Consider the following 23346-nt stretch of genomic DNA (forward strand, 5'->3'; position numbering starts at 1 on the left):
TTTTTAGTTGATTTGCAATCGAGGGAAAGAAAATGACCGCTTGTACAGCAAGCACAAACGGTCATTCCTTTGATTGATTCTATCGGGCAATTACGCCGTCTATTTGCCTTAAATTTTCAGCCAAATAATAGCACTATTTACCTGATGCACAAAGTGGGATTTCTTGTAGGTAGGCACTATCGAAACCCACTAATGGCAAGTTTGTATGCGCAAATGGGCGAAGAAGTTGATGCTGCATAAGGTTTGCAGTATCAAGCCCTGGTGCCATATTAGGGGTATATTGTTGCGCGATGCGTGCTAGTTGGCTTAAGCCTAAAGTGGATTCAATACTAGAACTAATTACCGCATTCAAACCCAGTTGATGGGCTTGTTTAATTAAATTGATACATTTATTTAAAGACCCAATCAATGTCGGCTTGAGGACGATAGCATTCAGATTTTCAGTTTTTTGCATGCAGAACTTGGACTCTCGAACAGTTTCATCCCAAGCAATGGCAATCCCTGTTTGTGCTGCAAATTGCAGTGATTGTGCCGGTAATTGGCAAGGTTCTTCAATGAATTGAATCCGTGAGCGGTGCGGTTTTGCAATTTGTTCAGCAAATTCGACCGCTTGTGAAAGATTCCAAGCACGGTTGGCATCTAAGCGGAGTGTTAAATGGGGAAATTGTTCGAAGAGTTGGTTTGCTAGATTGCCTTCTTGTTTATGATTAAACCCGACTTTAATTTTTCCAAGCGGTTGGCTTTGTTGGGCAATTTTCTCGCTAAATGTCGCAAAATTGCCATCACATAAAATTGCCGATTGAAAATTGCTTTCTGAACCTAATTCGCCATGTAATTCAGCAAATGCACAGCTAATCCCAAAAGCCACAGATGGCGGAAGCTGATCCCATAATGAATGAGGCTCTAACGCCCATTGGATAGCAGCAGATTGAGCCTCTTTCAAAGATTCTTGGCTAAAACCTGGTAGTGGGGCAATTTCACCCAAACCGATTTTACCTTGTTGGTTTAGTTGAATAATCAGCCCTTCGCGTATGCTTAGTGGCTGTTTGCGGAGAACTACGCCTGTTTGGCATGGTAAAGCGTAGTGGTAAAGCGTAATTTTCATAATTTTCCATTTGCAAAAAATTAGCAAAATTCTACCGCTTGTCGGCAAGAATTCAAACTAGAAAAAAGCCCCCTTTTGAGCTAAAATCCTAAAGATTTTTACTTGATTAAAGAGAATAAGATGTCAAACCAAAATAGAAAAATACTTGTTACCTGTGCGCTACCTTATGCAAATGGCGCAATCCATTTAGGACATATGCTTGAGCATATCCAAGCGGATATTTGGGTACGCTTTCAACGTATGCGTGGCAACGAAGTGCATTTTGTTTGTGCAGATGATGCACACGGCACACCGATTATGCTTAATGCAGCAAAACAGGGGATTACGCCAGAACAACTTATCGAAAAAGCGAAAACCGATCACGTTGCTGATTTTAAAGGCTTTAATATCAGCTTTGATAACTACCATTCTACTCACAGCGAAGAAAACCGTGAAATTACGACTGCGATGTATTTAAAGCTGAAAGAAAATGGTTTTATTAAAAGTCGTGTAATTTCACAGCTTTTCGATCCAGAAAAAGAGATGTTCTTGCCAGATCGCTTTGTAAAAGGAACTTGCCCGAAATGTAAAGCAGAAGATCAATATGGTGATAACTGTGAAGTTTGCGCATCTACTTATAGCCCGATGGATCTTATCAATCCACGTTCAGCTGTTTCAGGTGCAACCCCTATTGTGAAAGAATCGGAACACTTCTTCTTTGACTTACCAAGTTTTGAGGGAATGTTAAAAGAGTGGACACGCTCTGGTTCACTTCAACCTGAAATTGCCAACAAAATGCAAGAGTGGTTTGAAAGTGGGTTACAACAATGGGACATCAGCCGTGATGCGCCTTACTTTGGTTTCCCAATTCCAGGTGCAGAGAACAAATTCTTCTATGTGTGGTTAGATGCGCCTATTGGCTACATGGCATCATTCAAAAATCTTTGCGACCGCACAGGCATTGATTACAACGAATTCTGGAAAAAAGATTCAACAACAGAGCTTTATCATTTTATCGGTAAAGACATCGTTTATTTCCATAGCCTATTTTGGCCGGCGATGTTAGATGGCTGTGAACAACGTAAACCAACCAATGTGTTTGCGCATGGTTATGTGACGGTGGATGGCGTGAAAATGTCGAAATCTCGCGGAACATTTATTCAAGCCAGCACCTATTTAAAACATATCGATCCTGAATGTTTACGTTACTATTATGCGGCAAAATTAAACGAGCGTATTGAAGATTTAGACTTGAGTCTTGAAGATTTCGTCCAACGTGTAAACAGCGATATCGTAAACAAATTAGTGAACTTAGCTTCTCGCAATGCAAGTTTTATTGCAAAACGTTTTGAAGGAAAATTAGCGGATAAACTTGAAGATGAAGCGCTTTTCGCTGAATTTGTTGCACAATCAGAGCAAATTGCAGCACATTTCGAAGCGCGTGAATATAATAAAGCAATCCGTTTAATTATGGATTTAGCTGACCGCGCAAACAAATATGTTGATGACAAAGCGCCTTGGGTTATTGCTAAAGAAGAAGGTCGAGAAGCGGAATTACAAGCGGTTTGTTCAATGGGTATTGAATTATTCCGTGTGTTAATGAGTTATTTAAAACCTGTTTTACCACAGCTTGCAGAACGTGCTGAAGCGTTCTTACAAACAGAATTAAGCTGGGAAACTATTGCCCAACCATTATTAGGCAAAACAGTTGCACCATTTAAATCATTGTTCTCTCGTCTTGAGAAAAAACAGATTGATGCAGTGATTGAAGAAACGAAACAGCTTTTTGCAGAACAAACCAAAAATGAACCGAAAAAAGGAAAACAAGCGGTGGAAAATCCAGAAAATCTTGCAATTGAGCCAATTGCCCCAGAAATCACCATTGATGATTTTGCAAAATTAGACTTACGCGTCGCTAAAGTAATTAGCTGTGAGGCGGTGCCAGAATCAAATAAATTACTGAAATTCCAATTAGATTTAGGCGATCACCAACGCCAAGTTTTCTCTGGGATTAAAGCGGCTTATAATCATCCAGAAGAATTAAATGGTCGTTTTGTGATTATGGTGGCAAACCTTGCACCTCGCAAAATGAAATTTGGTATGTCTGAAGGCATGATTTTATCTGCGGGTACAGGGGGAGCAGATTTATTCTTACTTTCTGCTGATGAAGGTATTCGTGCAGGTATGCAAGTAAAATAATGCCTTGTGATAAAACGCTCTCCTGAAAGGGGGAGCGGAGATAGGCAAATTACCCACAATTTAGGAGGCAATCATGACGCTTTCTCAAAAACTGACTTTTGCAATTCTTCCCCTATTTTTGACCGCTTGTGCGCTGACACCTGCACAAAAAGCGGCACAAGAAGCGCGCCGAATCAAGGCACAACAAGCATTGCAAGTTGACTTAGCAAAACAGTGTGATGCAGAAACGGCAGAGTTAATGCAACAGCAATTCAACCCGCCAATTGGGCAAACTGAAAAAGAAAAGGCGGACTTTGAAAAGCGTTATGTTGAAAAGGTTAACCGCCCTCTATTCCAAGCATGTTACAAAATGGCATTGCAGAATTATCAAGCGCAACAAGCTTTAGAAGAAATGCAAGATCGCTATTGGCGGGATCGTGATTTTTACGGTTCGCCATGGTATCCATGTTTTTATTGTTGGTAGAAAAAATCTACAATCTTTATCAAAAAAATGAACCCAATCAGCGGAATTTTGATTGGGTTATTTTTTTATAAACTTCTTTACAATCCTTATAAATCAAGCCTTTACAATCTTTATTCATCCTTTCTTTACAATTCAGAAACGCTTGCCTATAATTCACGCAGTTTTGAATGTCTGGTTGGTCGTCCAACCACTTTGCTGGTATCAGCCTATTCAAACCAAACGTATTTTTCAAATCATCTCAACTTCATTTTTAAGGGAATAATATGGAGAAAAATAATTTCTTCCGCCCGACATTGGTCGCCGTGGCGGTCTCCTTAATTTGCGCTTCAGCGCAGTCTGCTATCGTTCGTAACGATGTCGATTACCAATACTTCCGTGATTTTGCTGAAAATAAAGGGGCTTTCCGTCCTGGCGTGAGCAATGTTGGTGTTTATAACAACCAAGGACAGCATGTTGGTACTATGTTACCAAATGTACCGATGCCTGATCTTGCGGTCACTAACCGTCGCCAAGGTGTGGCAACGCTTTTCCACCCACAATACGTAACAAGTGTAAAACACATCAGTGGTTATTACGGTGAAGTTCAATATGGTGATGATGGTAACAATCCAGACAACCATCACTTCAATTATTTAGTGGTTGAGCAAAATAACCATCCAGGTTTAGACTTCCAAACCCCTCGTTTACATAAACTTGTCACTGAAGTGGCTCCAATTCCAGTTAATGTGGCTGAATCACGTCAAAACGGATTGCTAGATAAATCACGCTATCCTTATTTTGTTCGCGTGGGTGCAGGTATTCAAAAATCTCGTAATCAATATGGACAAAATAGCAATGTGGCAGACTATTACCAATATTTAATTGGTGGTACGCCAATGCGTCCAGTAAGCTCAGATGCTTCAAAAGTTCAATTTGATGGTAATCTTTTTAATGATGGCTTATCTACTTATGGCTTACCTGGTGATAGTGGCTCTCCATTATTTGTTTACGATGCAAAAGAAAAACGTTGGGAATTAGCGGGTAACCTAGCGACGTACTATGGTGAGGGTGATTCTCGCAATGATTATACTGTTGCACAAAACCAGTATATGACGAATGCGGTTAAAGACGATGAAATTGATTTCCCTATTCGTGCGAAAACAATTTATTGGAAAGGGGAAGGGGCTTCTAGTTCAAAATTAAAACTTGCTGATCCTGCTAAAAAACATCTTGATACTGGGACAGAACGTCCTTCGCTTGCTAATGGTAAAACTGCACACTTTAGTGGTGTAGATGGTAGCGAAATTGTATTACAAAGTAGCATTAACCAAGGTGCTGGTGCACTTTATTTCAATAACAACATGACCGTGCGTGCTGAGAAGAATAATGATACTTGGACTGGCGCAGGTGTAGTGGTTAATGGCAATAAAACGGTAAACTGGCAGGTGAAAAACCCGCAAGGCGACCGTTTATCTAAATTAGGTACTGGTACGTTATTAGTTAATGGTAAAGGAAAAAACCTTGGCGATATTAGCGTAGGTGATGGTACGGTTATTTTGGATCAAAAAGCAGAAAATGGCCAACAACAAGCCTTTAACCAAGTTGGGATTACCAGTGGTCGTGGTACAGTCGTATTAGCGAATGATAAACAAGTTAACCCAAATAATATTTACTTTGGTTTCCGTGGTGGTCGCCTAGATCTTAATGGTAATGCATTAAGCTTCAACTACATTCAAAACGCAGATGATGGTGCAAAAATTGTAAACCATAACCGAAATCAGACCGCTTCTATCACAATCGGTAAAGATTTATCTGAAAATGAGTTAGAGTGGGTAAATTGGGGTAAAAAACCAGAAACCGCTTTAGGTGTTTATGAGTATGTAAATACGCATAGAAATAATCGTACTGATTATTTCCGCTTAAAACCAAATGGTAACCCGAATCAATACTTTCCACTTGATCAAAATTCAAGTAACGATTGGGAATTCTTAGGCAGTAATAAAGCCGATGCGATCAAAAAAATCAGTGCGTCGCATGCAATGGCAACCTTCAGTGGTAGCTTAGGGGAAACTGATAGTAGCCGTCCAAATGGCGGATTAAATGTAACTTTTAACCCAAGTAATTCAAATAACTTGTTATTACTAAACGGTGGGGCAAATTTAAACGGTAACCTGAATGTTGAAAAAGGCAGCGTTGTTCTTTCTGGTGTGCCTGTAGCACACGCTTACGACTATCTAAGAAATAAAGAAGTGGTAAGAGAAAATGAATGGACAGACCGTCAATTTACTGCGCGTGAATTTAATGTAGCGGGTAATGCAAAGCTTGAGAGTGGACGTAATGTTTCTCAATTAAACGGTAATTTCAACGCTAAAGATCAAGGTCAAATTAAATTAGGCTTTGTTCAAGGTGAATCGAAAAACTGTATGCGTTCAAGCCATACTGGTGAAACCAAGTGTGACAATAATGCGGTATTAAGCCAATCAGTATTTAACCAATTACCAACAACTAAAGTAACGGGTAATGTGAATTTACAAAACCAAAGCCAATTCCAATTAGGAAAAGCGCATTTGGTTGGTCGCATTAATGCAGATACTCAAACACAGGTAACCTTAAAACCACAAAGCCAATGGACATTAACCGGAAATAGTAACGTAGGTAATTTATCACTTGCAAATAGCGTAGTGTTGTTAAACCAACGTTATGATGAAATCAGCAATAATTACAAAGGTAATGTTGATTTTAACCAATTAACGATTAACGGTAATTTAACCGGGACTGGTTCTTTCCGTTTCTTAACCAATGCCGCTGCTGGTCGTGGTGACATGATGGTGGTTAATGGTGTAGCAAATGGTGCTTTCGAAATTGCATTGAAAAACACTGGTGCTGAACCAGATGCAATTAGCCCATTAAGCTTAGTGAAATTAAATAATTCACAACAGCGTAATGCGAATGCGCGTTTCACATTAGAAAATGGTTATGTAGATTTAGGTGCTTATCGTTATATTCTTGCAAATAACAATAATGACTACCGTCTTTATAACCCATTACGCGATGCGCAAGTAAACCATAGTGCGAGTACACAAACTCAAGAGCTTAGCCGAGAAGAGTATGAAGCAGTTCAGCGTCAGATCAAAGCAAAACAGAAAGAGTTGAATGGCTTAAATGCACAATATGAGCGAGCTAAAAAACAAACTGATGCAAAAAATGCTGAAGTGAATAGATTGCAAAATACAGTTAATCAAACGGATGCAAAATTACAGAGCGTAGTTGGACAGTACAATGCGTTAAGCCAAACCCAAAAAGCGAAACGTAACCAATTGTATAGCCAATACAATCAGTTAATTAATACCTTAAAACAGCAAAATAATCGCTTAACTACAGCGAAAAATGCTGCAGCTGCATTATTAAAAACGCAAGAAAATGCGACTAATTTAGTGGCTAAATTGCGTCAAGAGATTGCTGGTTTAGAATCAAGCAAAACATCGCAAAAAGTAGTTAATATTGATAAAGCTCGTCAGCTATGCGAAGCACAAGGGGTAAATCATGCAGTTTGTGCGAAAGTAGTGAGAATTGCGAATGCAAGCGGTTTAACTAGCTTTGAAAATGCATTAGATATTGCGATTCAACGCTTAGAAAATGCAGAAAAAGCGCTTGAATTAGCTCAGGCTGAAGGTAATGCTCAAGCAATTGTTTATGCGAAGGATGCTGTAGAAAGTGCTTCTAAAGATGTATTAACCAGTTTAGAAGATAACTATGATAGTTTAGCTGAAATTGAGCAATTCTTAGCTGAAAATGCATCAAATACTTCAGAAAGTACTAATACTAAACTAGCTGAAATGTTAGCAGCAAAAGCAAACTTAGAAAACAGTCAAGCTCAATCTGCATTAGTGAGCCGTTATTCTAATACTGCGCTATCTGAAATGTCGGCTAATGTAAATCTAGCATTACAAATTGGACGTAATCTTGATCGTCATTTGTTAAGCCATGATAAAGCCAATGTTTGGGTAAATACGGAATCAGCAAAACAGAACTATCACTCTGATTTCTATCGTCCGTATAAACAAAATGTAACACTTACGCAAATCGGTGCAGCGCATGATGTGAACGATAACGTACAAATTGGTGCAGTATTATCACATTCTCGAGCAAGCAATACATTTGATGAAAATGTGAATGGTAAAAACCGTTTAACTGCGTTGAATGCTTATGTGAAAGGTAAATGGGATAATGGCGCATTTGCTAGCCTTGATCTTGGTTATGGTCGTAGCCGTAATACCGTAGATTTCGATGGCCAAAGCAATGTGTTCCACCGTAATTTGTTTAACGTTGGTGCAAATGCTGGCGTACAATGGGATTGGGGTGTAAATGTTCAACCATCTGTTGGTGTACGTTATCATCGTTTATCTAAAGCAAATTATCATTTAGCAGAAGCGAAGGTTGAAAGTAAAGCATTAAATCTGATGACTTATCGTGCAGGTTTAGCATTAAACAAAACCTTTGATGTAGCGGGTGTAAAATTAACACCAAGTTTAGCTTCTTACTACAATGACGCAACACAGCGTAAAATGGCTGTAAATGGTGCATTATCTGTAAATGATATCGGTATGCAGCAACAATTTGGTCGTTATTTTAACCACGAAGCTGGATTAGCTGCTCAATTTAATCAATGGCAAGTAAGTGCTCAAGTGGGAATGCTTAAAGGGTCAGATATTACTACCCAAAAATATGCGGCCTTTAAACTTGGTTATACTTGGTAGTTGATAACCCTCAATGAAAACAAAGGGCGTGCATTGCACGCCCTTTTTACGTTTTATCTTTTATATTTTTTATAACAAAGATGGTGCCGCGTTAATTAACACACGGGTATATTCTTGTGTTGGCGTATCAAATACTTCATCAGCACTGCCACTTTCAACCATCTGTCCACCATTCATGACGACAATGCGATCAGAAACTTGATGCACGGTTTGTAAATCGTGAGAGATAAAGACCATGGCTAAATTTAACTCTTTTTTCAAGTCAGCTAACAAGTTAAGAACTTGTGCGCGAACGGATACATCCAGTGCAGAAGTAGGTTCATCAGCCACAATAAGTTTTGGGTTAAGCGCTAGTGCACGGGCAATCGCCACACGTTGTTTTTGCCCGCCTGAAAGACGGGTTGGTTCAACGAGTGCAGCAGAGCGTGGAAGTCCTACGCGAGAAAGTAATTCATATACCCGTTTTTCTCGCTCACCTGGTGTTAGGATGTTATGGATATCCATTGGATCTTTTAAGATATCTAACACACGCATTCTTGGATTTAATGCGGTAGCTGGGTCTTGGAAAATAACAGATACTTGGCGGCCGAATTGCTTACGCGCTTCAGCACTACCATATTTCATCTGCAAGCCATTAAATTTAACTTCCCCAGAGGTTGGTTTTTGTAAGCCAATCATCACATTAGCAAGAGTGGATTTTCCGCAACCAGATTGTCCTACTAACCCAACTGTTTCACCTGCATGAATAGCTAGACTAACATTATTCACAGCCGTAAATTTTTTCGGATTAAATAGCGTGCCATCACGAGAAGCAAATTGCACCACAATATTTGAGAGCTCAATAATTGGCTGCTCTTTTAAAGGTTTCATGCTCATGTTTTCCTCCTATTGTGATGAATCTAAGTGAGATGCCCAACGGTGTTGCGGGTGATCGCCTACTTCTACTAACGGTAAGCGCTGTGCTGGGTTAGCATCAGGGCGGAGCGAACGACTTGCGAATCGGTCACCGCTTGCAAAATCAAATGGTGAAGGCACACTGCCTGGAATTTGATATAAGCGTTTAGCACGTAATTCAGTTGAAAGCACAGAACCTAGTAAACCACGAGTATATTCATGCGTTGGGTTAGCAAGTAATGGCGTAGTCGGTGCTGCTTCCACAACTTGTCCTGCATACATTACCGTAATGTGGTGTGCAATTTGTGCAACTAATGCTAAATCATGACTAACGAATACCATGGCAAAGCCAAGTTTTTCACGTAATTCATTCAGTAATTTAATCACTTCAGCTTGTACGGTCACATCTAATGCAGTGGTTGGTTCATCAGCAATGAGTAATTTCGGTTCACGTGCGAGTGCCATTGCGATCAGAACACGTTGACGTTGACCACCTGAAAGTTCGTGAGGGTAACGATTTAGCGTTTTTTCTGGGTCAAGTTTTACCCATTTCAACAAGGTTTCAGCACTTTGTTTACCGCCACGGCTAATGAGTTGAGCCATCTGATCTTTGATACGCATAGATGGGTTCAACGCACTTAATGCATCTTGATAAATCATTGAAATTTCATGACCACGTAAAGCATTGAGATCAGGTGACTTCAATAAATCATGTTGTTTACCAGAGCGGTCGGTAAATAAGATTTCCCCTGTGATTTTCGCTGTTTTTGGTAATAAGCCCATGATAGAGAATGCGGTGATAGATTTACCACAACCAGATTCACCTACCAAGCCCATTGTTTCACCTTCATGCACCTTAAAGCTGATATTATCCACGAGCGGAATTTCGCCATAACGATTCGGGAAGCGAATAGAAAGATTTTTCACTTCAAGAATCACTTTTGCATTTGGATTAAGTGGCATACGGTCTGTACGAGCGGTCTCTTTTTCATGCAATTTTGCTAAATAGCGTTTGAGCGCTAAGGTTTCTGCCATCGCTTCTTGTACATCGGTCGCTAATGGTTTTGCCACATCTTCTTTGCTTTGTGTTGAACGTTTGAGTTTTGGATTCACTAACGCATCCGTTAAACCTTCAGCCAAAATGTTAAGCGCTAATACGGTAAGTAAGATCATGATTCCCGCAAAAGTGGTTGCCCACCAGAAACCGCTTAATACTAAGTTACGTCCTTCAGATAAGATGTTACCCCAAGATGGGAATGGAGGTTGTACCCCTGCACCTAAGAAAGAAAGTGACGCTTCAAACACAATCGCATCTGCAACCATTACCGTTGCGAATACTAATACTGGCGCAGCCGTATTGCGAACAACGTGTTTGAGTAAAATATAGCTACGGCTACCACCTAAGACACGTTCAGCGCGCACATAGTCTTCTTCCCATTGTGAAACCACGTTTGCACGTACAACACGCGCTAATTGCGGGGTATAAACAATCGCAATAGTAATGATGATAACCGGTACAGAATTGCCGAATGTTGCAAGTAACACTGCAGCTAATGCAATACCAGGGAATGCCATGAGAATATCCATCAAACGCATGATGATCTCATTGCCCCATTTATCAGCCGTTGCAGCTGTTGCACCTAAAATTCCACCAAAGAGAATGGCAAAACCAACCGCACCTAAACCGATAAAGAGGGAGGTTCTTGCACCCCACACCATACGTGAGAAAATATCACGTCCTAAACGGTCTGTACCAAAGAGAAATTCACCACTTGGGGATTGTACCGGTCTAATCGTTTGTAATGGATCATAAGGGGCAACTAATGGTGCAAAAATTGCAACTAATGCCACTAAGAGAATAAAAATTAAGGCGATTTTTGAGCTCGTCGATAACGCTTTAAATCTTGCACCGCCGGAGGCAAGGCGTTGAGCTAATCCTTGGCGAAACATTATAGACTCCGAATTTTTGGATTGATGAGCAAGTAAAGAATATCAACCACAATGTTGACTAACACGAAGGTAAAGGCAATGGTAAGTACCACACCTTGCACTAAATTTAAGTCGTGATTGACGATACCATTGAAAATTAATTTTCCCATGCCAGGTAGGTCGAAAATTTGTTCGATAACTACCGCACCACCGAGTAAATAACCCACGCGTAACCCCAATACGGTAACTGGCGTAATTAAGGCATTACGTAAAACGTTATGACGAATAACAGTTGCATAAGGAACACCATTACCAATGGCAGTACGGACATAGTCTTTATCCATTTCTTCTACCATGGTGGTGCGCACCACACGAATCAATGAAGCACAGACTGGCACAGCAAGAGCAAGTGATGGAAGAATCATAGAACGCACATATTCATGCGGATCTTCGCTAAATGGGACAAAACCACCAGAAGGTAACCAATCTAATTTCAATGAAAAGTATTGAATCAATAAAATACCGAGCCAGAAAGAGGGTGTCGCAACAGCTGCAACAGAGATAAAGCGAATAACTTGGTCAACCCAACGATCGCGGTAAAGTGCTGCGGTTACGCCTAAGCTAAATGAAACGATAGCGGCTAAGAAAACCCCGATAAAGGTAAGTTGTAAAGTGAGCGGGAATGCTTTGGCAATCATATCCACAATCGGCTGTTCCGGTGGTGTTGTCATACCAAAATCAAGCACGAATAAATTGGCTAAGAAGCGGAAATATTGCACGATAACAGGATCGTTTAATCCGTGTTGTTCGCGGTAAATTTCTTTCGCTGCTTCAGAGGCACTTTCGCCCAAGGCAATAGTTGCAGGATCGCCAGGGGTAAATTGTAAGACGATAAAGACAAGTGCACTCACGCCTAAAATCATAACTGGCAGAGCCATAAGCCGGCGCCAGAGTAGTTTAAGAATGATTTCCATGAGATTCTCCTTAAAAAAGGAATTGAAATCCTATTGAATTATTATTGATTGGATTAGTAGGGTGTATGGATTATTTGAAAGTGTGTGTGAAATCAGTTTTTCACACACACTGCAATTTAGACAAGCGGTCTAATTTGTAAATTGTTTTGCAAAAATGACCGCTTGTTTGGCGTTATTTACGCCCTACGCCAAGGAATGAAAGCCCTGTAGTTGGAAGCGGTTGGAAATCAGTTAGGACTTTATCATTCCACGCGGTTGGCAATTTACGATGCACAATCGGGTAAAGTGGAGCTTGTTCAGCAATGATATTGATTGCTTTTGTCCAAGCCTCTTTCGCACCAGCTGGGTTTTTCACTGCTTCGTCTAAGAGTTTTTGCACTTCTGCATATTCTGGGGTATTTGCCCAACGGAAACGGCGTTTTGGCCATACATCACCACGGTACCACCAGCTTAATAATAAGTCTAAGTCGTTACCGAATACAGAAGGGTCACCTGGGGCGATAACAACATCAAAGTTACCAGTATCAACGTGTGAACTGTAAAGCGCACCAGATTGTAAGTGTTGTAAGCTGACTTTCACACCTTTAAGGCTATTCCAAGATTCTAAAATCAATGGTGCACATTCTTTCACCCAGCTGTGGTCTGTGGTAAGCAATTCAAATTTCAGCTCAGTTAAACCTGCTTCTGCTAATAACGCTTCTGCTTTTGCTTTATCAAAGGTGTAATCTGTTGTTGCTTTTACATAGTCTGGGTGTGTGGTTTGCACATAAGAACTTGCTGCTTGTGCGTTACCTAAGAAAACAACATCAATCAGTTTTTGTGTATCAATCGCATAGTGTAATGCTTGGCGTACTTTCGGATTGTTAAACGGCGCTTTTTCACAGTTAAACATTAAGAAGAGTAAACCGAATGATTGTACTGATTCCACTTTACCTTTGCGTTTTAAGCGTTCTGAATCTAAATAAGGAACAGATTCAATCGCTTGTACACGTCCAGATTCTTGCGCAGTAACACGAGCTGCATCATCTGACAGTAAGAACCAAGTCATTTTAGAAACTAATGCAGGGTATGCACCATTGTAACCATCGAAACCTTCAAACACGATACGGTCATCTTTGGTTGCAGAAACAAATTTATAAGGGCCAGAACCAATTGGTTTAGCATCGAATGCCGCTTGGCCTGCTTCTACAGCATGTTTTGGTACAATTTTTACGATAGTTAAACGTTCTTTAAAGAGAGCAAATGGATATTTTAATTTGAACTCCACGACTTTATCGTCTAACGCTTTTACTGATTCAATAAATGGAATAAATTGAGCGAATAATGAGGCTTTCGCTGGATCTAATACACGTTCGAAGGAATAGACCACATCCTCTGTGGTTACCGGTGTACCATCGTGGAATTTAGCCCCTTCTCTTAAGGTAATGTGATAAGTCGTTTCATCTTTTTGTTCAGGCTCTTTTGCTGCTAACGCTAAATAAGGTTGGCGAGTCGCTGGGTGTAAATCAACTAAACCTTCAAAAATATGTAAGTTTGCAGCCATAGAAGAGGCGCCACTTGAGGTAAGCGGGTCAAAACCAGTTGAAATTGGATAAGCGATCCCCGCTTCAATAGCGGAACCCGCAGCTGGTGCAGCAAAGGCTTTATTCGTAAATGTGCCTAAAGTGCTACTAAAGGCAAAACCTGCGCCCACACCTGCTAATAATTTCATGAAGTGGCGACGAGATGGGTTGAGTTCAAATTGAGTACCCATAATATGCTCCTTAAATAAGAGAATATGAAAGATAAGAGAATAATAAGAGCAATGCTCTGTTGTGCGTATCATACTCTGCTTGTTTTAAATTTAGCAATCTGTTTTGGAGTTTTATTTCAAAAATGAGATCGACATCACAAATTTATAAAAAAAAGATGAAGTAATACTTCAAAGTGGCTATAATCAGCCCACAAATTTGAATGGAGGCTATCATGCTGACAGATCAAGACATTTATTCACGCTATGTTGAGAAAAAAGCAGAGTTTGAAAAAGCAGCCCCGATTACCTTAATCGGGCATTCGTTGTTTGATATGTGGCAAAACATCGAACCAGAATGCAGCTTAAAAGGTAAAGCAGTTGCAAACTTAGGCATTAGTGGGGTAAGTACTCGGCAGTATTTGGATGTGATTGCCAAAGAAAAACGGATTGCTCATCTGGGTAAAACGGTATTTATCTTTTTAGGTGTAAACGATATTGTCAAAGAGCCTGATTATTCTCCGGCTAAAGTGTTGGATTGGATTTTGCAAATTTTGACAGAAATTCGACCGCTTGCAGCCCCCAAAACTCACTATTTTTTGCTTGAAGCCACACCAGTGAATCAAATCTCAACGGTAACAAATGCGCAAATCATTCACTTAAATACTTATTTACGTGAGCATTGCCCAGAGATGATGACCTTTGTACCAACCTATCAGGCATTCTTGGATGAAAATGGCAATTTGGATGCCACACTTAGCATAGATGGCTTGCATTTTAATGCACCAGGGTATGCTCGACTAACAAAAATTCTTGAAAATTATTTATAGGAGGCGATATGTCTGAGTTAAATCGCAGTGCGCTTAAACAGATTGAGCATGGATTGATAGCATCCTGCCAACCAGTAGATAATGGTCCGATGGACGATCCATCCATTGTTGCAGCGATGGCTGCAGCTTCCGTGGCTGGTGGTGCTGCCGGTATTCGAATTGAAGGTGTTGAGAACTTAAAGGCTGCTCGAGCAGCGGTTAAGGTACCAATTATCGGTATTGTTAAGCGAGATTTACCCGATACCCCTATTCGCATTACGCCATTTTTAGAAGATATTGATGCGTTAGCGAAAGCGGGTGCAGATATTATTGCAGTTGATGGCACGGATCGAATCCGCCCTGTTGATTTACCAACGGCGGTTAAACGTATCCATGACAACGGCTGTTTAGCAATGGCGGATTGCTCAAATTTAAGTGAAGGGCTTTATTGCCAACAACTTGGTTTTGATATTATCGGCAGCACAATGTCAGGTTATACTGGAGGAGAAATTCCTGCTGAACCAGATTATCAACTGGTGAAAGATCTCAAAGCAGCAGGCTGTTTTGTTATGGCAGAAGGGCGGTACAATACGCCAGAGCTTGCCAAAACCGCGATTGAAATTGGTGCTGATGCAGTGACTGTCGGTTCAGCCTTAACCCGTTTAGAACATATTGTTTCTTGGTTTGTGAAAGCCATTCACTCGGCGAAAGCTTAAGGAGAGCTTATGCGTTGTCTAGCCATTGATATTGGAGGCACGAAAATCGCCAGCGCTTTGGTAGAAAATAATCAATTAAGCGATCGATTACAAATTCGAACGCCACAAGCTGAAGGCGCACAAGCGATGCATCAAGCTTTAGCTGAGTTAGTAGCGCATTATCAAGGTCAGTTTGATGCCATTAGTGTGGCTTCTACTGGGATTATTAACCAAGGTGTTTTAACGGCGCTCAATCCAAAAAATTTAGGTGGGTTGGCAGAGTTTCCATTAAAAGAGAGTTTTGCGCGCCATACCGATAAACCTATTTTCTTACTCAATGACGTACAAGCAGCAGCTTGTGCAGAGTATCAACATGAAGACAAAGCATTAGTTCAAAATTTTGTCTTTATTACGGTTTCCACTGGCGTAGGTGGCGGCATTATTCAACAAGGAAAATTGTTGTGTGAACCTCGTGGAATTGCGGGGCATATCGGGCATACCTTGGCAGATCCTAACGGCTCAGTATGTGGTTGTGGCAGACGCGGATGTGTAGAAGCCATCGCTTCAGGTCGTGCAATTGAAGCGGTTTCTAGCCAATGGGAGAAACCATGTAGCCCGAAAGAGGTGTTTGAGCGCTACCATGAAAACGATCCACAATCGGTCGAATTAGTTGAAAGATCTGCAAAAGCGATTGCTAATTTAATTGCAGATTTAGTGATTGGTTTAGATACACAAAAAGTGGTGTTAGGTGGCAGTGTAGGTTTAGCTAAAGGCTATTTAGCTTGTGTGACACGGCATTTAAATGCAATGCCACATTTTTATCAATGTGATTTGACAGCTGCTCAATATGGTGGTGATGCTGGTTTAATCGGCGCTGCTGCATGGGCAGAACAACAAATTTAATTTAATTCGTTTCAAATAAGGAATACAAAATGAAAAATTTAAAAGGTATCTTCAGTGCATTATTAGTTTCATTTAATGAAGATGGCTCTATCAACGAAAAAGGCTTACGCCAAATTATTCGCCATAATATTGATAAAATGAAAGTAGATGGCTTATATGTTGGTGGTTCAACGGGTGAAAACTTTATGCTTTCAACTGCTGAGAAAAAAGAAATTTTCCGCATCGCAAAAGATGAAGCAAAAGATGAAATTGCATTAATTGCTCAAGTTGGTAGTGTTAATTTACAAGAAGCGGTAGAGCTTGGTAAATATGCAACAGAATTAGGTTATGACAGCTTATCTGCGGTTACACCGTTCTACTACAAATTTAGCTTTGCTGAAATCAAACACTACTACGATACCATTATTGCAGAAACTGGTAACAATATGATTGTGTATTCAATTCCGTTCTTAACAGGCGTTAATATTGGGGTTGAGCAATTTGGTGAGCTTTACCAAAACCCGAAAATCTTAGGGGTAAAATTCACAGCAGGTGATTTTTATTTATTAGAACGTTTGAAAAAAGCATATCCAAACCATTTAATTTGGGCTGGTTTCGATGAAATGATGTTACCAGCGGCAGCTTTAGGAGTAGATGGCGCTATTGGTTCAACCTTTAACGTTAACGGTATTCGCGCGCGTCAAATTTTTGAATTAACCCAACAAGGTAAATTAGCTGAAGCGCTTGCAGTACAACATGTCACCAACGATTTAATTGAAGGTATTTTAGCAAATGGCTTATATCTCACCATTAAAGAAATCTTAAAATGCCAAGGCGTTGATGCAGGCTACTGCCGTGAGCCAATGACCGCGAAAGCAACTGCGAAACAATTAGAAGTTGCTAAAGGCTTATATGAGAAATTTATTGCTTAATTGCAAAGTAATAGAAAAATAAGACCGCTTGCGGTGATAAAAACTTAAATTTCACTTAGGTTTGAATTGTCCCCTCTTATGAAAGAGGGGGCAATAATAAGCTATCTTAACAAAAGGAATTTTTATGCGTCTTGTTCCCCTAGATACGGCAAATGATGTTGCAGTGTGGTCAGCACGCTATATTGCCAATAAAATCAATGCTTTCCAGCCGACAGCGGATAAGCCTTTCGTTTTGGGATTACCAACTGGCGGTACTCCGCTTAAAACTTATCAAGAATTGATCAAACTCTATCAACAAGGCGTGGTGAGTTTTAAGCATGTAGTGACTTTTAACATGGATGAGTATGTAGGGCTTCCGGCAGAGCATCCTGAAAGTTATCACACCTTTATGCACAAAAACTTCTTTAGCCATATTGATATTCCATCAGAAAACATCAATTTGCTTGATGGTATGGCAGAAGATTTAACCGCAGAATGTGCCCGTTATGAAGAGAAAATTCAGTCTTATGGCAAAATTAATCTCTTTATGGGTGGCGTTGGCGTAGATGGTCATGTGGCATTTAATGAGCCGGGTTCTTCATTAAGTTCTCGCACCCGTATAAAAACATTGACGGAAGACACGATCATTGCAAACTCGCGTTTCTTTAATAACGATGTTAATCAAGTGCCGCAATTTGCGCTAACCGTTGGTGTTGGGACTTTGCTTGATGCTGAAGAAGTATTGATTTTGGTCACAGGATACAACAAGGCTTTAGCACTGCAAGCTTGCGTAGAAGGTGCTATTAACCATATGTGGACAATTTCTGCGCTACAAATGCATAAGCACGCATTAGTTGTTTGTGATGAGCCAGCCACACAAGAGCTTAAAGTGAAAACAATCAAATACTTCAAACAACTTGAATTGCATGTTGCTCGTTAAGATAGCACAACAAATTTAGTGGTATCTTATTAAGATAAGAAAACGGAAAAACAAGCGGTCTATTTCACTTCATTTTTTGCAAAAATGGAGGAGAAATCGACCGCTTGTTGTTTTTTAAGAAACTTTTTGGCGTATAATTTCTCAAAATGTGATGCAGTTGGCATTTTTATTTTTCGATAATTGATAAACTTTTATCAAAATTTTAAAACAATTAAGAGTGAGGTGATTTTATGTTTAATCCTATTGAACAAGAACTAGCGCAACTTGGTATTACTCAAGTAAAAGAAATTGTTCGTAATCCGAGCTATGAGCAACTTTTTGAAGAGGAAATGGCATCTAACCTTGAAGGTTATGAAAAAGGCGTATTAACGAATACTGGTGCAGTTGCTGTGGATACAGGGATCTTTACTGGTCGCTCTCCAAAAGATAAATATATCGTTTATGATGATTCTTCAAAAGAGCATGTTTGGTGGACAAGTGATACAGCAAAAAACGATAATAAACCAATGACACCAGAAACTTGGAAAAGCTTAAAAGCATTAGTGACTGGTGAGCTTTCTGGCAAACGTCTTTTCGTGATTGACGCTTTCTGTGGGGCAAGCGAACATCACCGTTTAGCCGTGCGTATTATTACCGAAGTAGCATGGCAAGCGCACTTTGTGAAAAATATGTTTATTCGCCCAACAGAAGAAGAATTAAAAACATTTAAGCCTGATTTCGTAGTATTAAATGGTTCTAAAGTAACTAACCCAAACTGGAAAGAACAAGGCTTAAATTCTGAAAACTTTGTCGCGTTTAACTTAACTGAACACATACAGTTAATTGGTGGTACCTGGTACGGCGGTGAGATGAAAAAAGGTATGTTCTCAATGATGAACTACTTATTACCGTTAAAAGGTGTTGCTTCAATGCACTGTTCAGCAAACGTTGGCGAGGATGGCGATGTAGCCGTATTCTTCGGTTTATCTGGTACAGGTAAAACAACACTTTCAACTGATCCAAAACGTAAATTGATTGGTGACGATGAGCACGGTTGGGATGAAAGTGGCGTATTCAACTACGAAGGTGGTTGCTATGCGAAAACAATCAACTTAAGTGCTGAAAATGAGCCAGATATTTACCGTGCAATTCGTCGTGATGCATTATTAGAAAACGTGGTTGTACGTGCAGATGGTTCAATTGACTTTGCAGACGGTTCAAAAACTGAAAATACTCGTGTTTCTTACCCGATTTATCACATTGATAACATTGTGGAACCTGTGTCAAAAGCAGGTCATGCGAAAAAAGTGATCTTCTTAACCGCAGATGCATTTGGCGTATTACCACCAGTGTCTAAACTAACGCCTGAACAAACCAAATACTACTTCTTATCTGGTTTTACCGCAAAATTAGCGGGTACAGAGCGTGGTATTACTGAACCAACCCCAACCTTCTCAGCATGTTTTGGTGCAGCGTTTTTATCTCTACACCCAACAAAATATGCAGAAGTGTTAGTTAAACGTATGGAAGCAGCAGGCGCAGAAGCTTACTTAGTAAATACAGGTTGGAACGGCACAGGTAAACGTATTTCTATTAAAGATACCCGCGGTATTATTGATGCGATTTTAGATGGTTCAATTGAAAAAGCAGAAATGGGTGAATTACCAATCTTTAACTTGGCAATCCCAAAAGCGTTACCAAATGTAGACCCAGCAATTTTAGACCCGCGTGATACTTATGTAGACAAAGCACAATGGCAAACTAAAGCGGTAGATTTAGCTGACCGTTTTGTGAAAAACTTTGTGAAATATACAACGAATGATGAAGGTAAAGCGTTAGTTGCTGCAGGCCCAAAACCTTAAGTTTATAAGTCTTAAAAGTTCTGATTTAGCCCCGTTTTCGGGGCTATTTTTTTGGATGTTTTACGGTTCTTAATTTAGTACTCAAGTCAGAATCCCTAAATCATAAGAATGGAATGTATTTATGCTGATATCGTATTTGCTGATATAATGCAAAAATCAGAATTTAAAAGAGAAAAGCTAGGGAAGGATAATGATTCATTCAAATAACGACTATATGAATATCGCTTTTACAATTGATGCAAAATATACCCCTCATTTAGAGGCGTTAATTAAATCTATTTGTTACTATAATCAGAAAGTTAATTTTTATGTTTTACATAATGATATCCCACAAGAATGGTTTGAAGGTATTCAAACTAAGCTTGAAAAAATAGGGCATCATTTATTTTCTATTCATATTTCAGATGATGTTTTTAAAAATTATAAAACGTTAGATCATATTTCTTCTTCAAGTAGTTATTACCGTTTAATGATTCCTAACTTAATTCATCAAGAACGCGTGTTATATTTAGATGCGGATATTATTGTAAATGGTTCATTATCTGAATTTTATTATAGTGATCTTAATGGGGCGCCAGTCGGGGTCATAAAAGATTATGGACTAGGAGAATATTTCCCTTTTACTTATTTAGATAAATCAGTTTCAACAAAATATTTTAATAGCGGTGTTTTACTAATTGATTGTGTTCAATGGCGAGAAAAATGGATCGTTGATACATTGCTGAAAACAGCCGAGGAATATGCTGAACAAGTGTTATATGGTGATCAGTGTATTTTGAATATGGTTTTACGAGAAAAGGCAAAATATTACGGTTTAGCTAATAACGTTCAAGTTCAATATATTGAAGCAATTAAACAACAGTACGGGACTAATAAAGTTGAGTTAGAGACTCCTCCAAGGATTATCCATTATGCAGCAAAACATAAACCTTGGGATAATCAAAATTCAGAATTATTTGAACGAAAGAAATATTGGTTTTTCCGTCATTTAGATTGGGCGTATTTAATTATGCGCCCAAATCAAGAGTTATAAATGTAACAATTACGCTAGAAAACTAGCGTAATCTACCAGCAAGATCAAGAATAAGTTTTGCCAATACGGGAAGCGGATCATTATTCATTAAATGTTGGTATTTTAATGGTAATTTTGTTGAGCGTAATGGTTGTTGATGAGCAACCTGTGTTTGTGTGGCATCAGATGCACGATATTTATAGGCAATGAAACGCAGTTGTTCAATGGATATTTGCATATGTTGAGAGAGCAAATCGCGTAACTGGTTTTCCCAAGCCAAATCACGATAACCTTTTTTTTCCATGACCATCGTAATAGATTTTTCTAAGACCTTTTTAATTTGCTGTGCGGTTGAACGAATTGGATAATGCCCTAGCCATAGCTCATCTGTTTCAATAAATTCAGCACTGAATCTATTGATAAACCAATAGTAGAAGTGATGACTATTTGGTGCAATAAACACAAAGCTTTTTATTTCTTTACCATTGCTATCTCTTACGTAATGGTTTCCAATAGTTAATGTACAGGTTTCTGCAATTGCTCTAGGAATAATTACTTTAGGCGTGAGAATTTCTTCTTTACGTTGATCTGTAAAATGATAAAGAAAATCAGGATCGTGTTCTGTAGTATTTGGAAGATAACCTCGCCAAGTATACATTCCAACACGATCTTGAGGGATTAGTTTTAGAAAAATATCTAATGTTTCACGAGAATGGCAATAAATAAACTCATCAGCGTCTAATGGAAAGATATAGTCAATACTATTATCGTTATTTATAATATGACGCATGATATTATTTAAGATCCGTTCCTGTGCGTATTCTAATTCATTGTAGTGGTAAATATGAAGTGGTAACCCTTCTTCTTTTAAAAGTGTTAGAATTTCTCTGGTATTATCGCTGCTATTATGATCGATAATATGAAGTTCATCTAATAATGTTAAATTATGTCGAACAAAAGTTTCAATAACATCACTTTCATTACGAACCATACTTAATCCAACCAGCTTTTGATTCATTTTTTATTTTATCCTATATGGAAAGAGACAACCTTTTAAAGATGCTCTTTGGCAAATTTTAAATTTTCTTGGAAACGTTTTCTATCTTGCTCTGGAATAGATGAATTTTTGAGTAATTCTACACAAAGGTCATGACATAATTGGTAATTTCCCACCCAATATGCACTAACCGCAAGTTCGTCTTTGGCTTTCCATTCATAAACGGAGTGATCGACAAAAAGAATATCATTATTTAATGGAATGCTCGCCGCTGCATTAGCGTAAATATAAGCAAGTTTAATTTTATCGTGAAAACGTAGTTGTCTTGCTAAATGATAAAGACTTTCAGCACGTTGCGGTCGATATTCATAAGCGGCTAATAATAAACTTTGCACTTCATCGAGCGAGGCGTTTAATTCAATTTTTAGTAAGGCAATTTGAAGAAGTGAATAGTAAACTTCTTCATACCACTCTCCTAAATTAGCGCGTTTGGCATACCATTCAATCGCTTTTTGAGGTATATCTGCATCACGATAGGATTGTGCAGTATAAAATGCGTAGCGACTTTTAAGATCTTCATCTTCAGGGGCATAAAAGGCTTTTTCTAAAACTTGTGCATCGTGCAGGTATTTTTGTGCATTTTGGCTACGTGCACCAAAACGGCCACTAATTATAAAATAGTCACCAGATAGATTTTGTTTTACAGAGGTTTTTTTGCGTTGTTCAATAAATTCATGTAATACGCCACGCCAGTAAAAGCCACCATCGTTAGTAAAAAGTAATGGACGGTAATAGACATTAGCGCCAGAAATGCCATTTGCCATACGCAAATAGTAGCAATCCGAGGTCAGTTCTTCTGGCAGAACAAAGTTACCTGTAAAGCGATCATCGGCATCAAAAATTAAAACGTAATCTGTTTTACCTTCAGCGTGTTTTAGGGCACAGTTGCGATTATGCGCAAAATTCACCCATTCATCGTGGTGAATTTCACCTTTAATGCCTTTTTCATTGAAAAAGTTTTCGATAATTTCAGCAGTGTTATCATCTGAACCCGTGTCACTGATCACATAATAATCTAGCGGAATGTGTGAAGTAATATTTTCTAGCGTGTCTCTAATGATGGCGGATTCATTTTTGACAATCATATTCAAACAGATAGTTTTTTTATTCGTCTTTTTATTAGCTTTTTTAGCCATAGCTTAGGTATCCTTTAGGTATAGAACATCATGTTATTTTTACAATATGAAGTAT

At 39.2% G+C, this 23346-nt stretch carries 17 protein-coding genes; 10 read left to right on the forward strand and 7 right to left on the reverse strand.

Annotated elements, in window-relative coordinates; translation table 11 throughout:
- Window positions 1-133: 133 nt before the first annotated feature.
- Window positions 134-1105 (reverse strand): o-succinylbenzoate synthase, encoded by a 972-nt coding sequence (menC, locus tag HMPREF1128_RS01670; RefSeq protein ID WP_007523600.1) that lies wholly within the window; start codon window positions 1103-1105, stop codon window positions 134-136.
- 120 nt (window positions 1106-1225) lie between these two features.
- On the opposite strand from menC, the gene metG reads away from it, so the two are divergent.
- The 3 genes from metG (at window position 1226) to HMPREF1128_RS01685 (ending at window position 8482) form a co-directional block, all read left to right on the forward strand.
- Entirely contained in the window at window positions 1226-3283 is a 2058-nt protein-coding gene (gene metG, locus HMPREF1128_RS01675; RefSeq protein ID WP_007523609.1) for a methionine--tRNA ligase, read from the forward strand.
- Window positions 3284-3356: 73 nt separating this feature from the next.
- Window positions 3357-3746 (forward strand): hypothetical protein, encoded by a 390-nt coding sequence (locus tag HMPREF1128_RS01680; protein ID WP_007523602.1) that lies wholly within the window; start codon window positions 3357-3359, stop codon window positions 3744-3746.
- Between the two features lie 263 nt (window positions 3747-4009).
- The gene (locus HMPREF1128_RS01685) at window positions 4010-8482 is read left to right on the forward strand and encodes a S6 family peptidase (RefSeq protein WP_007523624.1); all 4473 of its coding nucleotides are present in this window, start codon (window positions 4010-4012) and stop codon (window positions 8480-8482) included.
- Between the two features lie 69 nt (window positions 8483-8551).
- Here HMPREF1128_RS01685 and HMPREF1128_RS01690 read toward each other — a convergent pair whose 3' ends face one another.
- The 4 genes from HMPREF1128_RS01690 to HMPREF1128_RS01705 form a co-directional block, all read right to left on the reverse strand.
- A complete protein-coding gene (locus HMPREF1128_RS01690) occupies window positions 8552-9358 on the reverse strand; it encodes an ABC transporter ATP-binding protein (RefSeq protein ID WP_010128188.1) in 807 nt (268 codons plus the stop codon).
- A 9-nt stretch (window positions 9359-9367) separates the two neighbouring features.
- The gene (locus HMPREF1128_RS01695) at window positions 9368-11326 is read right to left on the reverse strand and encodes a dipeptide/oligopeptide/nickel ABC transporter permease/ATP-binding protein (RefSeq protein ID WP_007523583.1); all 1959 of its coding nucleotides are present in this window, start codon (window positions 11324-11326) and stop codon (window positions 9368-9370) included.
- A complete protein-coding gene (locus HMPREF1128_RS01700; RefSeq protein ID WP_007523643.1) occupies window positions 11326-12279 on the reverse strand; it encodes an ABC transporter permease in 954 nt (317 codons plus the stop codon). The genes HMPREF1128_RS01695 and HMPREF1128_RS01700 overlap by 1 nt, the downstream gene beginning before the upstream one ends.
- Window positions 12280-12451: 172 nt before the next feature.
- Window positions 12452-14032, reverse strand: a complete 1581-nt coding sequence (locus tag HMPREF1128_RS01705) for an ABC transporter substrate-binding protein (RefSeq protein WP_007523622.1) — start codon at window positions 14030-14032, stop codon at window positions 12452-12454.
- A 212-nt stretch (window positions 14033-14244) separates the two neighbouring features.
- Between HMPREF1128_RS01705 and HMPREF1128_RS01710 the strand changes: the two genes are divergently transcribed.
- From HMPREF1128_RS01710 to HMPREF1128_RS01740, 7 genes are all read left to right on the forward strand, one after another.
- Window positions 14245-14838 (forward strand): SGNH/GDSL hydrolase family protein, encoded by a 594-nt coding sequence (locus HMPREF1128_RS01710; protein ID WP_007523634.1) that lies wholly within the window; start codon window positions 14245-14247, stop codon window positions 14836-14838.
- 8 nt (window positions 14839-14846) lie between these two features.
- The gene (locus HMPREF1128_RS01715; protein ID WP_007523586.1) at window positions 14847-15533 is read left to right on the forward strand and encodes a putative N-acetylmannosamine-6-phosphate 2-epimerase; all 687 of its coding nucleotides are present in this window, start codon (window positions 14847-14849) and stop codon (window positions 15531-15533) included.
- A 9-nt stretch (window positions 15534-15542) separates the two neighbouring features.
- Window positions 15543-16415, forward strand: a complete 873-nt coding sequence (locus HMPREF1128_RS01720) for an N-acetylmannosamine kinase (protein WP_007523614.1) — start codon at window positions 15543-15545, stop codon at window positions 16413-16415.
- Window positions 16416-16444: 29 nt separating this feature from the next.
- Window positions 16445-17326: an N-acetylneuraminate lyase gene (nanA, locus tag HMPREF1128_RS01725; RefSeq protein ID WP_007523599.1), complete on the forward strand. Its 882-nt coding sequence runs from the start codon at window positions 16445-16447 to the stop codon at window positions 17324-17326.
- 124 nt (window positions 17327-17450) lie between these two features.
- On the forward strand, window positions 17451-18245 hold the full coding sequence (nagB, locus tag HMPREF1128_RS01730; protein WP_007523607.1) for a glucosamine-6-phosphate deaminase: 795 nt from the start codon (window positions 17451-17453) through the stop codon (window positions 18243-18245).
- 230 nt (window positions 18246-18475) lie between these two features.
- Window positions 18476-20086, forward strand: a complete 1611-nt coding sequence (gene pckA, locus HMPREF1128_RS01735) for a phosphoenolpyruvate carboxykinase (ATP) (protein ID WP_007523621.1) — start codon at window positions 18476-18478, stop codon at window positions 20084-20086.
- Window positions 20087-20276: 190 nt separating this feature from the next.
- Window positions 20277-21119: a glycosyltransferase family 8 protein gene (locus HMPREF1128_RS01740; RefSeq protein WP_007523641.1), complete on the forward strand. Its 843-nt coding sequence runs from the start codon at window positions 20277-20279 to the stop codon at window positions 21117-21119.
- Between the two features lie 22 nt (window positions 21120-21141).
- Here HMPREF1128_RS01740 and HMPREF1128_RS01745 read toward each other — a convergent pair whose 3' ends face one another.
- Window positions 21142-22116: a glycosyltransferase family 2 protein gene (locus HMPREF1128_RS01745; protein WP_007523591.1), complete on the reverse strand. Its 975-nt coding sequence runs from the start codon at window positions 22114-22116 to the stop codon at window positions 21142-21144.
- Window positions 22117-22151: 35 nt separating this feature from the next.
- Complete coding sequence (locus tag HMPREF1128_RS01750) at window positions 22152-23291, reverse strand: glycosyltransferase (RefSeq protein ID WP_007523632.1); 1140 nt, start codon at window positions 23289-23291, stop codon at window positions 22152-22154.
- Window positions 23292-23346 lie beyond the last annotated feature (55 nt).

Origin of the sequence: Haemophilus sputorum HK 2154 (assembly GCF_000287615.1) — a bacterium.
In the GTDB taxonomy this organism is placed as follows: Bacteria; Pseudomonadota; Gammaproteobacteria; order Enterobacterales; family Pasteurellaceae; genus Haemophilus_A; species Haemophilus_A sputorum.